A 14,704-nucleotide genomic window follows, 5' to 3' on the forward strand; every position below is an offset into this window, starting at 1 on the left:
ACATTACAATCTGGAATATTTCTACAGACACGAAATTTTTCCAAAAAAAATACCTACTTTTGCAGAGTAATTATTAGACTGGTGTAAAAGTGGCAAGAAAGAAAAAAGAGCTTCCCTTATTAGAGAAGGTAACAATCATGGATGTGGCTGCCGAAGGAAAAGCCATCGCAAAAGTAAACGACCTGGTAATTTTTGTCCCCTACGTAGTGCCGGGTGACGTCGTAGACCTTCAGATCAAGCGTAAAAAGAATAAATATGCCGAAGCAGAAGCGGTGAAGTTTCATGAACTATCGCCCAATCGCGCCGTTCCTTTCTGCCAACACTATGGCGTATGCGGCGGCTGCAAATGGCAAGTGCTCCCTTACGCGGAACAAATCAGATATAAGCAGCAGCAAGTGGAAGATAACCTGAAACGTATCGGGAAAATCGAGCTGCCTGAAATCTCCCCGATTCTTGGTTCGGCAAAAACTGAATGGTACAGAAACAAACTGGAGTTCACTTTTTCCAACAAACGTTGGTTGACAAACGAAGAAGTGCGCCAGGATGTGAAGTACGATCAGATGAATGCGGTAGGTTTCCATATTCCGGGTGCGTTTGACAAGGTGCTGGCTATCGAGAAATGCTGGTTACAGGACGATATATCCAACCGTATCCGTAACGCGGTACGTGATTATGCTTACGAGCACGATTATTCCTTTATCAACCTGCGCTCACAGGAAGGTATGCTGCGGAATATGATTATCCGCACTTCTTCGACAGGCGAATTGATGGTTATTGTGATTTGCAAGATCACAGAAGATCACGAAATGGAACTGTTCAAGCAACTGCTTCAGTTCATCGCTGACTCTTTCCCGGAAATTACTTCTCTATTATACATTATTAATAATAAGTGTAACGATACCATCAACGATTTGGATGTGCACGTATTTAAAGGAATGGATCACATCTTTGAGGAGATGGAAGGACTGCGTTTCAAAGTCGGACCGAAATCGTTCTATCAGACTAATTCGGAACAGGCATACAATCTATATAAGATAGCCCGTGACTTTGCCGGACTGACCGGAAATGAACTGGTGTACGACCTTTATACCGGAACAGGAACGATTGCCAACTTCGTTTCACGACAGGCACGCCAGGTGATTGGTATCGAATATGTACCGGAAGCAATCGAAGACGCAAAGGTAAACGCGGAAATCAATGATATTAAAAACGCTTTGTTCTATGCCGGTGACATGAAGGATATGCTGACGCAGGATTTCATCAATCAGCACGGACGCCCGGATGTTATCATTACAGACCCACCCCGCGCAGGTATGCATCAGGATGTGGTTGACGTCATTTTATTCGCCGAACCTAAACGGATTGTTTATGTAAGCTGTAATCCTGCTACCCAGGCACGCGACTTGCAATTACTCGACGGCAAATATAAAGTGAAAGCTGTGCAACCTGTAGATATGTTCCCCCATACTCATCATGTGGAGAATGTAGTATTGCTAGAATTTCGATAAAAGAGAAAAGAATGGAAAAAAGACCGAGAAAGACGCTTGCAGAAAAAGCACGCGCCCAATATACGAACTACGCAGTCAAAGAGCCGATGGAACTCATGGATTTCCTGGCTGCTAAAATGCCGGATGCAAGTCGCACGAAACTGAAGGCTTTGTTGAGCAAACGAGTGGTGCTTGTAGACAATGTAATCACTACGCAATTTAATTTCCCGCTTCAAGCAGGAATGAAAGTGCAAATCAGCAAGGTAAAAGGAAAGAAAGAATTTAGCAACAGATTGCTGAAGATTGTGTATGAAGATGCCTATATTATCGTCATTGAAAAGACGCAAGGACTCTTATCCGTCAATACGGAACGTCAAAAGGAGCGTACCGCTTACACCATACTTAATGAATATGTGCAGCGTTCCGGTCGCCAATTCCGTGTATTCATCGTTCACCGCCTGGATAGAGATACTTCCGGTTTGATGATGTTTGCAAAAAATGAAAAGACACAGCAAATTTTGCGTGACAATTGGCAAGAGATAGTGACCGACCGCAGATATGTAGCCGTAGTGGAAGGAAATATGGAGAAGGATTATGATACGGTAGTATCTTGGTTGACAGACAAGACTTTGTATGTCAGTTCCAGCGAATATGACGATGGTGGTTCGAAGTCAATCACACATTACAAGACAATCAAACGTGCGAACGGATATTCTTTGTTGGAACTTGATTTGGAAACAGGCCGCAAGAATCAGATTCGTGTACATATGCAAGGGTTAGGTCATCCGATTATCGGTGATGGAAGATACGGTGGAGAAAACTATTCGAATCCTATCGGACGATTAGCCCTTCATGCTTTCAAACTTTGTTTTTATCATCCGGTGACGAGGGACTTGATGGAGTTTGAGACTCCTTATCCGGCAGATTTCAAGAAGTTGTTTTTGAAGAAATAGGGTTGATAAAAAATAAGGCCAGAATCATTTTCTTATTGATTCCGGCCTTATTTTTTATATTCTACTATCTCATTGTTTTATTGACGACGCATATAAAATGGCTGACCATTCACTCTATCTCTATAGTCTTGCCAAGTGTTATACCATGTTCCACTAAATGTCCTACCGGTTGCTTCTGCTCCCCAAATGTATGCATAACTACGACTATCATAGAAATATAATTCCATCGAATTATATCCTTCGTTAATCCACTCCCATTCAAAAACCAAATAATTCGGATCACCCACCGAACCAATTGTTCCTTGATTCCTCGCATTAAAAGTCATTACCGTACCTCTCCCCCAAGTATATGAATCAAAATCTATTTCTTCATTGGTATACCATGTACCCGGCAGATTAAATTCTGTTTCTTCTTCACTTTCACACGAAGTAAAACCAACCAATAAGGTCAGCATCATCAAGATACCTGCATATCTCTTAATCATTTTCATAATTATCTAGTTTTTTGCGTTTATTGATACAAATATATAATTTCGTTTTCACAAAAACAATCTCTTTCTTAAAACAAATATAAGAGACTCAAAGTTTTTGTTTTCTACCGAAATATGAATTATGCACAAAATTAGCGTTTTTTATTCACTATAGGCAGCAAGCCATAAGTTTTTTGTACCTTTGCCACATAATATTAAAATTTTCACATGAAACTTCTTTGGCTTGATTTAAATAGTTCATACGCCCATTCATCTTTGGCATTACCCGCCCTACATGCACAAATAGCAAATGACATCACTATCGAATGGTGTATGGTTTCTGCAACAATCAATGAGAACATAGGTAACGTTGTCAAACAAATCTATCACCATCAACCGGACATCATTGCAGCTACCAATTGGTTATTTAACCACGAACAACTATTACATATTGTTTCACGTGCAAAAGCATTACTTCCCCAATCTTGTGTCGTACTTGGCGGTCCCGAGTTTTTGGGAGATAACGAAGACTTTTTAATCAAAAATAAATTTGTCAGCGGAGTATTCCGCGGCGAAGGTGAAGAAGTATTTCCTCAATGGCTTAAAGTATGGAATCACCCAAAGCAAGCATGGAAATCCATAACCGGACTTTGCTACATTGATGAGACGAATCAATATCAGGATAACGGCATTGCCCGTGTCATGAATTTCTCACAACTCATCTCACCAGAAAAGAGCCGTTTCTTCAACTGGAGCAAGCCTTTCGTACAGCTTGAAACGACCCGCGGATGTTTCAACACCTGTGCTTTTTGTGTCAGTGGCGGTGAAAAGCCTGTCCGCACCATTCCTCTGGAAGCTATCCGTGAACGTCTGAACGATATTCATCAACATGGCATCAAGAATGTACGTGTTCTCGACCGTACCTTTAATTATAATAATAAGCGTGCTAAAGAATTACTCGACCTGTTCCGCAACTATCCGGACATCTGTTTCCATCTTGAAATCCATCCGGCTCTCCTTTCCGAAGAACTTAAAAAGGAATTATCCGTTCTCCCTAAAGGTTTATTACACCTGGAAGCCGGTATCCAGAGTTTAAAAGAGTCTGTCCTACAACAAAGCCGACGCATCGGAAAGCTGTCCGATGCCCTTGAAGGATTGAAATATCTCTGCTCCCTAAAAAACATGGAGACGCATGCCGACCTGATAGCAGGACTCCCACTCTATCACTTATCCGAGATATTCGAAGATGTACACACCTTGGCAGAATATGGCGCAGGAGAAATCCAACTGGAATCTCTGAAGCTACTTCCCGGCACTGAAATGCGAAGAAGAGCAGAAGAACTAGGCATCCAATACTCGCCACTCCCACCGTACGAAGTACTGCAAACCCGCGAAATATCAGTAGATAAGTTACAGACAGCACATTATCTGTCCCGACTTTTAGACGGATTCTACAATACTCCTACCTGGCAAAGCATTACCCGGACATTAATTTTGGAGAATCCTTCTTTCTTACATGAATTCCTCAACCATTTGGTGCAAACAGATGTCATCGACACTCCTTTAAGTTTGGAAAGAAGAGGATTGATTCTATACGATTTTTGTAAAAGTCAATACCCCGATTACTTGACGCAAGTCAGCATCGCATGGATAGAAGCAGGAATGTCCCTGAAGAAAGCCCCTGCCGAAAGAGTAAGAACCAAACGGCAAGTTCCTCCCGAAAGTTGGGAAGTAATATACGGTTCATATCGTGAAAATCTACGTCTATGCTTTCTTCCCACCGACGAAGAAGGACATGGATACTGGTTCGGCTTTGAATCGGAGATTCAGAAGATACAACCGGTATTTAAAGCAACAACTTAATAAAGAATCCCCCCCGTAATCAGAAAACTGTCCAAATAAAAAAAGAAAAGTATTCCCATATTTTGTGAAATAATTACTATTCATTTATCATTTGTAGCAGCATTTCCTATTCTCCATCGTCCATACAGTAAACTTTACTAGCATAACACTGTATGGACATTCAAAAATATCAGTTGATGATTCTTTGCCTATCATTACTCCCTCTATCTGTCGCAGGACAAGAATGGAGTAAGAAGGACTCATTGAAACTACAGCAAATATTAGACTCCGACCAAGAAATTATAATAAACAGAAAACTCATTGAAGCAACAGAGCAAGGAACGTATTCTCCAAAGCCGTTTACAGATTTTGATTTAACATTACCAACTATAAAATCTTCTACAATCTTTTCAAAGCCATCCATTAACACCAATAACATACTCTACAGGCCACCTGCTTCTACCTTTTTACCCACTTATTCTTTTTTAAAAATAAACAAGAATCTTATTCTGCATAGCAAAAGCAACTTTGCAGAAAGTCAAAACAACTTCCATATCCAAACTCTTATTGACTATAAATTCTCAAAAAAATGGTCACTCAATATATATGGTACGCAAAATCTTGATACCCGAAAACACCGGGGACTACCTTCCGAAGTAGAACCAACCCAACTAGGAAGCAACATTGTTTTGAGAATAAACAAAAACTGGAAGATTAAAACCGGTATGCAATATCAATACAATGCCCTGCGAAAAAGATGGGAATGGATACCACAAGTCAGTGTTTCATATGAATGGTAAATACTACAACTTTTTCTATCCATTCTTACCATTTTCACCGTTGGCCAACGGTGAATTCATGGTTGGCCAACGATGAATTTGCCGTTGGCCAACGGCGATTTCGCCTATTCTTCTGACTTTTCCCTAGTTTCTCTTGCTAAAGCAGAACGGCAATCATACCAGAAAAGAAATACTGCTCTCTCTTAATCTTTGCAGATACATACGGAAAAGAATATCCGGAATATAATAAACGTTATCTTCCACAGTCAACAAATCCAATTCCATCAATTTACGGCTTGCCGCCTGAACAGCACTACTAGATGTCAATGCATATCTACGGATAAAAGAAGCACTCATTATCTTTTGGGCTTTTCCTTCTGTAGCGATTGCATATAAGAGTTCTTTCTGCCGTTCGGGAATCCGGGATAACATCTGGCGATAACCATCACTGGCTTCTTCCAGAATCTCATCAATCGTTTGTCTCAATATATCTATTGTGCATACACCACCTGTCGAAGTATTGATAAAAGCCTCATGAAAAGTCTTCTGTATATAATAAGTATTCCCGTAAAACAGTTCGTATATTTTCAACACGTCATTCTCATGGATCTCCCGTTCATATACCTTGAACCATTTGCAGACAAAAGGTATATATTCCTCTGTTGCAATAGGATGCAATTCCATTATCGACGTACTGTTATAAAAAGGTCTGGCAGAAGAAAGGAACATTTCCGTCACAAGATGACGCTCGCTACCGGCAAAGATAAAATGCACATTGGAAAGATGCTGGATATGCGAACGAAGTAAAGCTTCGATGTTCTCTTCCGGATATTTGGTAATCTGTTGAAATTCATCAAAAGCTACGATACATGGTTTGTCCGCCTGCTCAAGACAAGCAAAAATTTCGGCCAATGTAAGTTCCGGACGGCTAATATCGCCCAACTCCAAACTGAATGTCGGAGCACTGTTGACAGGATCAAATCCAAATTTTGCATTGATAGATTTTAATCCCTGTACTAAAGCCATAAATGCCTTTCTACTTTTTGTATTCAATGTTTCAAAAACCTTTTGCCCGAAAAGATAGGTGAATTCACGCAAACTGGATGTATGCAGGACATCTATATAAAAAGTATAATAATTATCAGCAATTTCAGGCTTGTCATAACAAAAACGAATCAACTTGGATTTTCCCATACGCCTTGGTGAAATCATACACAAATTTCCACCATTAGATAAGATACGAATGACTTTCTTAGACTCTTCACGCCTGTCACAGAAATATTTCTCCGGAATATTGCCGATAATAATAAAAGGATTTTCCATTATTTACATATTTAATGAACACAAATATAATTATTCTATTCATATTATACAAATCGTATAATACAAAATCAATAATATATCATCTTACTGTTAAGACAGAAAAGTTTTAGAAAGTAAGAAAGCATATCTTCCATTAATTCTCGTACCTTTGTTGTACGATTAAAAAAACATCCTATAATAATGAAGAATTTTATCAAGGGATTCCGGTTTACCCCCTCCAATTATCCGGCAGCAGTAGAAGAGAAAATACAGAAATATAGAAAACAAGGATATAAGCTTCCACCACGTAAAGTACTCCGTACCCCCGAGCAACTGGAAGGAATTCGTGAAAGTGCCAAAATCAATACGGCATTATTGGATTATATCTCTGAAAATATTCGTGAAGGAATGTCTACCGAAGAGATTGATGTAATGGTGTATGATTTCACTACCGGCCACGGAGCTATCCCCGCCCCGCTCAATTATGAAGGATTCCCCAAGAGCGTTTGTACAAGTATCAATGATGTAGTGTGTCATGGGATACCGAACAAAAACGAAATCCTTAAAAGCGGTGACATTGTCAATGTGGATGTTTCTACGATTTATAATGGCTATTTCTCCGACGCGTCCCGCATGTTTATGATTGGCGAGGTAAGTCCCGAAATGCGCAAACTCGTTCGGGTAACCAAAGAATGCATGGAAATAGGAATTGCTGCCGCACAGCCCTGGAAACAATTGGGCGATGTAGGTGCAGCGATTCAGGAACATGCCGAAAAGAATGGATATAGCGTTGTCCGCGACCTTTGCGGACACGGTGTGGGGATGAAATTCCATGAAGAGCCGGATGTAGAACACTTCGGACGCCGCGGCACAGGGATGATGATCGTACCCGGTATGACCTTTACCATCGAGCCGATGATTAATATGGGAACCTACGAAGTATTTATAGACGAAGCCGACGGATGGACTGTTTGCACCGACGACGGACTACCCTCCGCCCAATGGGAAAATATGATTCTGATTACTGAAACCGGAAACGAAATTCTAACCTATTGATGGAACTGATTCTACTTATTGTAATTGCCGTATTAGTGATAGTCCTGCTGGTATTATCACTGACAAAAGGCAACAATCAAACTCAAGCGGAACAATTACAGATAGCTTTGCGCCAACAGATGCAGGAGAACCGGGAAGAACTGAACCGCAGCATCCGGGAACTTCGCATGGAAATGACGCAAACGCTCAATCAGAATATGCAGCAACTCCAGGATGTCCTGCACAAAAACATGATGACCAGCGGAGAGTTACAACGCCAGAAATTCGACACGATGGCACGCCAACAGGAAGCACTGGTAAAATCTACCGAGAAACGCCTGGACGATATGCGCCTGATGGTAGAGGAAAAGCTGCAAAAGACACTGAACGAACGAATCGGCCAGTCGTTTGAAATCGTCCGTTCACAGCTTGAGAACGTACAAAAGGGACTCGGAGAGATGAAATCCCTGGCACAGGACGTCGGCGGACTGAAAAAAGTATTGAGCAACGTAAAAATGCGGGGAACATTCGGTGAAGTACAGCTCGGAGCATTACTCGAACAAATGATGAGCCCCGAACAGTATGACGCTAACGTTAAAACGAAAAAGAGCGGAACTGAATTCGTAGAATTTGCCATCAAACTTCCGGGAAAAGACGATGCCAACAGCACCGTTTATCTTCCGATTGATGCCAAATTTCCGAAAGACATATACGAGCAATATTACGATGCTTTCGAAGCAGGAGATGCCGCGCTGATGGAATCATCCGGCAAGCAACTGGAAAGCACGATCAAGAAGATGGCAAAAGACATCCATGACAAATATGTAGATCCGCCTTTTACCACCGATTTCGCTATTATGTTTTTACCTTTCGAGAGCATTTATGCGGAAGTAATCCGAAGAACAAGTCTTGTAGAAACGCTCCAAAAGGAATATAAGATAGTTGTGACCGGACCGACAACATTAGGGGCTATCTTGAATAGTCTGCAAATGGGATTCCGTACTCTTGCCATTCAAAAGCGTACCGGAGAAGTATGGACCGTATTGGGAGCTGTCAAAACAGAATTCGGAAAATTCGGCGGATTACTTGAAAAAGTACAGAAGAACCTGCAAAGCGCCGGAGACCAACTGGAAGAAGTGATGGGAAAACGGACACGTGCCATCGAACGGAAACTGCGGCAAGTGGAGCAGTTACCACATGAAGAAAGCCAGAAGATTCTACCGATTGACGGAATAGATGATGAGCTTACAGATGAACAATAAGAGAATAGGTTAAACAAACTTCATCATCCCGGTTTCATATACTAAAGCCTATACATAACAAATCAGGCACGGATTACACGGATTTCACGGTTTTTAGAAATATGATTGCATAAAGCAACAGCGTAATCCGTGTAATCCGTGCCTAACAGACAATATCAGTGCCCCTGCCCTTTTATGAGTACCAGCCGGAGTAAAGCATATCCTAATAACCCGGAAAGTATGGAGCCTGACAATACGCCGAACTTAGCCTGATTCAATAATAGCGGATAATCAGCACCGAAAGAAAGGTTCGCAATGAAAAGTGATACAGTAAAACCAATACCACCCAATAAGGCAACTCCCGCAAGATTCATCCAATTCATCCCCAATGGCCTGGGAGTCAGTTTAATTCTGATAGCCAACCAAGTAAACAAATAAATACCGATGAATTTTCCCAGCAATAACCCGGCTGCCACAGCAATGCCCACACTGCCGACCAACTCACCGCCACCACCAAGCACCACACCCGCATTGACAAAAGCAAAAAGCGGCAGAATCAGATAATTGACAGCCCCATGCAGATTATCCTCCAATGACTGCAACGGACTAATCACACGGTCGGAAGCCGATTCCACTTCTTTCAGTTTGGAAATCTGCTCATTGGTCAACACAATACTTCCCGATTCCATTGTCGGGAAACCGGCTATTGTATGACGGATGTGTTCAATATACTTTCCAACATTCAGACGAGGTTTCGCAGGAATCACAAAAGCCAGAATCACCCCTGAAATCGTACTATGAATACCCGATTGCAGGAATAGGTACCAAATTACTATACCAATCACCAAAATGAAGATTTTATTTATCGCTCCCCATTTTCCAATAAAGTAAAGCAAAACATAAAGTAACGCAGCCACTACAAGATAACCATAAGATACATGCGAACTATAAAAGATAGCGATAATCAAGATACCGCCAATATCATCCACAACCGCAAAAGCCGTCAGAAAGATTTTCAGACTTATCGGAACACGTTTGCCCAACAAGCTCAACACTCCCAATGAAAAAGCAATATCCGTCGCCATCGGAATGGCAAGTCCCCGTCCACCATCACTACCCGGCGGGCAAAACAGCATATAGATCAATACCGGAAACACCATACCGCCGCAAGCGGCAATAAAAGGCAATGACGCTTTGCGGAAAGAAGAAAGCTCGCCAACCAATAACTCCCGTTTGATTTCCAATCCCACCATCAGGAAGAAAATCGTCATCAAACCATCATTGATAAACTCAATCATCCGTAGATTTTCCCCGCCATGCGAAAGTAAGTTAAAACTACCAATCTGCAAATGAAGCTCATGAGACAGAAACTCCTGATAAACCGGAGCAACTGAAGAATTAGCAATAACAGCGGCGGAAATTGCAGCCAAAAACAAAAGGATGCTCGCCGTGATATTCATCGACGAGAAGTTTCGCATGGTCCGTAAGATCGTCATAAGAAAATGCTTTATAGTATTAAAGTCGGCAATATACGGATTTTTCTATTCAGTATAGCTCCTCAAAGCCAGGTTTTTCACCCAAAGCACAAAGATTCCTGTCAAAATCAGGTTCAACACCAAAGTCAGCACAGAAATCACCAGCGCAGGCCCTCCCAAATTGTATCCCAACGCAATGAAAATAATTCCGGCCCCCACTTCCCCGCGGGTAAACATTCCGATGGAAAGAGCCAGCCGTTCACTCAACTTCCGGTCGCGATAAAAGAACATCGGGCAGAGTTTTCCTACATTCGACAACAAAGAGACAATCACCACATGGAACATAATCATTCCCCAGGACATCATCTCCTGTGAGCCCGTTACGGAATGTGTGCCCGCATGAGTCTCCGCAAAGTTCACCCCGATAAAATGAGGCATACTCATCCCCACCAGGAACATAAACAAGAAAGAAATTCCGGTTGACATTTTTCGCTCCACGGGCGTATCATGCTCCCTATGTTTCATAATCATACCCAAGACAAAAGCCGGCAACAGCACTTCAATATGGATACTCCCTTCTTCTCCATACAACTCCTTGCTGCCTAAATAAAGAATCTGCGTAGCCAGGAATATAATAACCGAATAAAAGAGAATAGCCTTCCAGTCCTGACGCCAGTCATATTTATTCAACTTCTGCCAACCGACAGCCAACAACATAAACACGACCACCACCACAATAATCAATTGCCAGCGCAATCCGATCATCATTATCTGAAGAGGAATCATCAGGATAATCGTATCCAAATCATCAAAGATAGCCAACACCTGAATCTTCTTATAAATCCAACTGGACTTCAGCCCGATAGCAGCCAACATCGTAAATAAGATACCTGCCGATGTCGGCGCCGCAAAACGGCTCAACAACAGATTCTCCTTCCATGCTTCCCAACTATTCCAATAATCGGGCGGCAGCAATATAAACACATAATAAATGGCAATCATAAACCACGGCAGAGCTGCCGTCGCCATCGCTATGAAGTAATCCTCAGCATAGCTTTTCCACCTGACCTTATCGAGCACGAACTCCCGGCCCACATTAATCATTATAAAACTAAGACATACATAAAGCAGTACATTTGAAATGGATTTAACGGTTCCATAACCTTGCCCTGCCATTACCGGCAGGAATTGTGAAATAATGAGCCCCAACATAAGGAAGCCCGAAAAAGACAGAACTTTTCTCATATTTATAGTCGTTTGTTTTTTAAAAGTGACTGCCAAGGAAAGCTCTGCGGACAGAAGGCAATCACCCTGGTGTATTAAAAAACTAACCGCAAGTCAATTTGTTCAGAATATATATCCGAAAAAATTGCTTGCGGCTTTATTTTAATCCAGTTTCAGTACAGCGAGGAAGGCCTTTTGAGGAACCTCCACGTTACCTATTTGTTTCATTCGTTTTTTACCTTTTTTCTGCTTTTCAAGCAGCTTACGCTTACGGCTGACGTCACCGCCGTAACATTTTGCAGTCACATCCTTACGAACTGCCTTAATCGTCTCGCGAGAAATAATCTTCGCACCGATAGCCGCCTGAATGGCAATATCAAACTGCTGGCGGGGAATCAGCTCCTTCAACTTCTCACACATCCGTTTGCCCATGTCATAGGCATTGTCGACATGTGTCAACGTAGAGAGCGCATCCACAGGCTCGCCGTTCAGCAGAATATCGAGCTTCACCAACTTGGAAGTGCGAAAACCGTTCGGATGATAATCAAACGAAGCATACCCTTTGGAGATACTCTTCAGCTTATCATAAAAGTCAATCACAATCTCACCCAAAGGTATATTATAATATATCTCCACACGGTTACCGGAAATATACTCCTGCTTGATAAGCTCACCCCGTTTACCCAGGCAAAGCGTCATGATAGGACCTATATAATCGGTCGTCGTAATGATGGAAGACTTGATATACGGTTCCTCGATATGATCTATCATAGTCGGGTCAGGCATACCGCCCGGATTGTGCACCTCTTTCATATTCCCCTGCTTGTCAAAGATATGATAGGATACGTTCGGTACCGTAGTAATCACATTCATGTCAAACTCACGATCCAACCGTTCCTGCACAATCTCCATATGAAGCAATCCGAGGAAACCACAACGGAAACCAAATCCCAAAGCCAGCGAAGACTCCGGCTGGAACGTCAAGGAAGCATCATTCAGTTGCAACTTCTCCAAAGATGCCCGAAGATCCTCGAATTCCTCCGCCTCAATCGGATAAACTCCCGCAAACACCATCGGCTTCACTTCCTCAAAACCGGCAATAGCCTTGTCGCACGGACGGGCAATATGAGTAATGGTATCCCCCACTTTCACCTCTTTGGAAGTCTTGATACCGGAAATAATATATCCTACATCACCCGTACGAAGCTCGTTGCGAGGAACCAAATCCATTTTCAGCACCCCTACCTCGTCGGCATCATATTCCTTCCCCGTATTGAAGAACTTCACCTTATCACCCTTGCGGATAACACCGTTCTCAATCTTGAAATAAGCGATAATTCCACGGAAAGAGTTGAACACAGAGTCAAAAATCAATGCCTGCAACGGAGCATCGTCATCACCCTCGGGATGAGGAATACGTTCGATAACAGCCGCAAGAATTTCTTCCACGCCCATACCGGTTTTACCTGATGCACGAATCACTTCCTCGCGCTTACAGCCCAGCAGTTCCACGATTTCATCTTCCACCTCTTCCGGGTTAGCACTCACCATATCACATTTATTGATAACCGGAATAATTTCAAGATCGTGCTCGATAGCCATATACAAGTTGGAAATGGTCTGTGCCTGTACGCCCTGCGACGCATCGACAATCAGCAACGCACCTTCACAAGCCGCAATAGAACGAGACACCTCGTACGAGAAATCCACATGTCCCGGAGTGTCGATCAGGTTAAGGACATACTTCTCGCCCTTATAGGTATATTCCATCTGAATAGCGTGGCTCTTGATGGTAATTCCTCTCTCCTTCTCCAGATCCATATTGTCAAGCATCTGTCCGGAAGTCACCTGAATAGTCTTGGTAAACTCCAGCAGACGGTCGGCGAGCGTCGACTTACCGTGGTCAATATGAGCAATAATACAAAAATTGCGTATATTCTTCATTCGAATTCTTATTATTTTATCTTTTTGGTGTGCAAAGATACGTAAATGGCGGAATAAAAAAAAATGCGTTGATAACATTCTGACAATGTACCAACGCATTTTTTTATTGCTTAAGTGAGTTACTCGCTTAGATCAATTTGATGAAGAGTTCACCTTCAACTTCTTCCACAGAGACTTTGTCTTCTCTCAATAACCAGCCAAGTCCGAGGAACAGGTCTTTGTCAACCAACTTAGTAGCTTTCTTCAGTTGCTTGGCAGTCATTCCTTCTGTTTCATTCAGTGCACTCCAGATACTTCCTGCGATTACACCTGCTTTTTCTTTCAACATTTGCTTTGAAATTTTAGTTAGACATGCTTTAAATCATCCGGTCCTAAAGACTTTCAGATTTTATTTCGGGGACAAAGATAGTTATTTTTATGTTATATAACACTTTATTGAATGTTTTTTTATTGATTTTGTAATAAAAAAGCATTTTTCCCCTCATTTAGGATGATTTTCGAGGTATTCTGACCAAATTCTTGCCGCTTCTTCCACCATTTTTGCGCAAGGGCGCTTGCTATAATATTGAGCATTACGCTCTTCCGGAACGGTGGAAACCGGTTCTTTTTTCTTTAATCCCAACAATTCGCCACAAATCAGCGAACCGTTTCTCTTCTTAAACTCAGCCGCCAGTTCCTGCACCACCGCATAATTGGCAGCTTTGCCTTCCCGGTCTGTCGCTTCCGTTGCTCCGGTTTCCAGTCCTGCAACGAGGAACATTCCACAGGCAGCCCCGCAAGTTTCGCGCATCCTGCCTATTCCCCCACCGAAGGAAGCACTCATGCGCAAGGCCTGTTCCTGCGTGAATCCATACATATCCGCAAAGGCAGCCACTACCGACTGCGAACAGTTATATCCGCTCTTAAAAAGCTCTACAGCTTTTTGTATTCTATCTTCCATACTATTTTTCGC

13 protein-coding genes are annotated in these 14,704 nt (G+C 42.3%); 6 read left to right on the forward strand and 7 right to left on the reverse strand.

The window, feature by feature from the left end:
• Positions 1-137 precede the first annotated feature (137 nt).
• Entirely contained in the window at positions 138-1,508 is a 1,371-nt protein-coding gene (gene rlmD, locus BacF7301_RS19705; RefSeq protein ID WP_256380265.1) for a 23S rRNA (uracil(1939)-C(5))-methyltransferase RlmD, read from the forward strand.
• Between the two features lie 11 nt (positions 1,509-1,519).
• Positions 1,520-2,440 (forward strand): RluA family pseudouridine synthase, encoded by a 921-nt coding sequence (locus BacF7301_RS19710; RefSeq protein ID WP_167965512.1) that lies wholly within the window; start codon positions 1,520-1,522, stop codon positions 2,438-2,440.
• A 77-nt stretch (positions 2,441-2,517) separates the two neighbouring features.
• On the opposite strand, the gene BacF7301_RS19715 is transcribed toward BacF7301_RS19710, so the two are convergent.
• A complete protein-coding gene (locus BacF7301_RS19715; protein WP_167965514.1) occupies positions 2,518-2,931 on the reverse strand; it encodes a hypothetical protein in 414 nt (137 codons plus the stop codon).
• A gap of 207 nt (positions 2,932-3,138) precedes the next feature.
• Between BacF7301_RS19715 and BacF7301_RS19720 the strand changes: the two genes are divergently transcribed.
• Positions 3,139-4,773: a B12-binding domain-containing radical SAM protein gene (locus BacF7301_RS19720; protein ID WP_167965516.1), complete on the forward strand. Its 1,635-nt coding sequence runs from the start codon at positions 3,139-3,141 to the stop codon at positions 4,771-4,773.
• 152 nt (positions 4,774-4,925) lie between these two features.
• Positions 4,926-5,552, forward strand: coding sequence for a DUF4858 domain-containing protein (locus BacF7301_RS19725; protein WP_167965518.1), 627 nt, complete (start codon positions 4,926-4,928; stop codon positions 5,550-5,552).
• 153 nt (positions 5,553-5,705) lie between these two features.
• Here BacF7301_RS19725 and BacF7301_RS19730 read toward each other — a convergent pair whose 3' ends face one another.
• The gene (locus BacF7301_RS19730; protein WP_167965520.1) at positions 5,706-6,854 is read right to left on the reverse strand and encodes an AAA family ATPase; all 1,149 of its coding nucleotides are present in this window, start codon (positions 6,852-6,854) and stop codon (positions 5,706-5,708) included.
• A 180-nt stretch (positions 6,855-7,034) separates the two neighbouring features.
• On the opposite strand from BacF7301_RS19730, the gene map reads away from it, so the two are divergent.
• On the forward strand, positions 7,035-7,889 hold the full coding sequence (gene map, locus BacF7301_RS19735; protein WP_167965522.1) for a type I methionyl aminopeptidase: 855 nt from the start codon (positions 7,035-7,037) through the stop codon (positions 7,887-7,889).
• On the forward strand, positions 7,889-9,130 hold the full coding sequence (locus BacF7301_RS19740) for a DNA recombination protein RmuC (RefSeq protein ID WP_167965524.1): 1,242 nt from the start codon (positions 7,889-7,891) through the stop codon (positions 9,128-9,130). The genes map and BacF7301_RS19740 overlap by 1 nt, the downstream gene beginning before the upstream one ends.
• A 155-nt stretch (positions 9,131-9,285) precedes the next feature.
• Here BacF7301_RS19740 and nhaA read toward each other — a convergent pair whose 3' ends face one another.
• From nhaA to BacF7301_RS19765, 5 genes are all read right to left on the reverse strand, one after another.
• Entirely contained in the window at positions 9,286-10,605 is a 1,320-nt protein-coding gene (gene nhaA, locus BacF7301_RS19745) for a Na+/H+ antiporter NhaA (protein WP_167965526.1), read from the reverse strand.
• A gap of 45 nt (positions 10,606-10,650) precedes the next feature.
• Positions 10,651-11,829, reverse strand: a complete 1,179-nt coding sequence (locus BacF7301_RS19750; protein ID WP_167965528.1) for a cation:proton antiporter family protein — start codon at positions 11,827-11,829, stop codon at positions 10,651-10,653.
• A gap of 141 nt (positions 11,830-11,970) precedes the next feature.
• Complete coding sequence (gene lepA / locus BacF7301_RS19755) at positions 11,971-13,752, reverse strand: translation elongation factor 4 (protein WP_167965530.1); 1,782 nt, start codon at positions 13,750-13,752, stop codon at positions 11,971-11,973.
• A 127-nt stretch (positions 13,753-13,879) separates the two neighbouring features.
• Complete coding sequence (locus BacF7301_RS19760; protein ID WP_167965532.1) at positions 13,880-14,080, reverse strand: winged helix-turn-helix domain-containing protein; 201 nt, start codon at positions 14,078-14,080, stop codon at positions 13,880-13,882.
• Positions 14,081-14,233: 153 nt separating this feature from the next.
• Positions 14,234-14,692, reverse strand: coding sequence for a C-GCAxxG-C-C family protein (locus BacF7301_RS19765; RefSeq protein WP_167965534.1), 459 nt, complete (start codon positions 14,690-14,692; stop codon positions 14,234-14,236).
• Between the last annotated feature and the right edge of the window lie 12 nt (positions 14,693-14,704).

Source organism: Bacteroides faecium, from assembly GCF_012113595.1.
Taxonomy (GTDB): domain Bacteria; phylum Bacteroidota; class Bacteroidia; order Bacteroidales; family Bacteroidaceae; genus Bacteroides; species Bacteroides faecium.

What these genes read in the sequence shown, in the direction of transcription:
- rlmD (WP_256380265.1), top strand. Translation starts at nt 138, where the DNA reads ATGGATGTGGCTGCCGAAGGAAAAGCCATCGCAAAAGTAAACGACCTG.
- map (WP_167965522.1), top strand. Translation starts at nt 7,035, where the DNA reads ATGAAGAATTTTATCAAGGGATTCCGGTTTACCCCCTCCAATTATCCG.
- BacF7301_RS19710 (WP_167965512.1), top strand. Translation starts at nt 1,520, where the DNA reads ATGGAAAAAAGACCGAGAAAGACGCTTGCAGAAAAAGCACGCGCCCAA.
- BacF7301_RS19740 (WP_167965524.1), top strand. Translation starts at nt 7,889, where the DNA reads ATGGAACTGATTCTACTTATTGTAATTGCCGTATTAGTGATAGTCCTG.
- BacF7301_RS19730 (WP_167965520.1), bottom strand. Translation starts at nt 6,854, where the DNA reads ATGGAAAATCCTTTTATTATTATCGGCAATATTCCGGAGAAATATTTC.
- BacF7301_RS19765 (WP_167965534.1), bottom strand. Translation starts at nt 14,692, where the DNA reads ATGGAAGATAGAATACAAAAAGCTGTAGAGCTTTTTAAGAGCGGATAT.
- lepA (WP_167965530.1), bottom strand. Translation starts at nt 13,752, where the DNA reads ATGAAGAATATACGCAATTTTTGTATTATTGCTCATATTGACCACGGT.
- BacF7301_RS19760 (WP_167965532.1), bottom strand. Translation starts at nt 14,080, where the DNA reads ATGTTGAAAGAAAAAGCAGGTGTAATCGCAGGAAGTATCTGGAGTGCA.
- nhaA (WP_167965526.1), bottom strand. Translation starts at nt 10,605, where the DNA reads ATGACGATCTTACGGACCATGCGAAACTTCTCGTCGATGAATATCACG.
- BacF7301_RS19725 (WP_167965518.1), top strand. Translation starts at nt 4,926, where the DNA reads ATGGACATTCAAAAATATCAGTTGATGATTCTTTGCCTATCATTACTC.
- BacF7301_RS19720 (WP_167965516.1), top strand. Translation starts at nt 3,139, where the DNA reads ATGAAACTTCTTTGGCTTGATTTAAATAGTTCATACGCCCATTCATCT.
- BacF7301_RS19715 (WP_167965514.1), bottom strand. Translation starts at nt 2,931, where the DNA reads ATGAAAATGATTAAGAGATATGCAGGTATCTTGATGATGCTGACCTTA.
- BacF7301_RS19750 (WP_167965528.1), bottom strand. Translation starts at nt 11,829, where the DNA reads ATGAGAAAAGTTCTGTCTTTTTCGGGCTTCCTTATGTTGGGGCTCATT.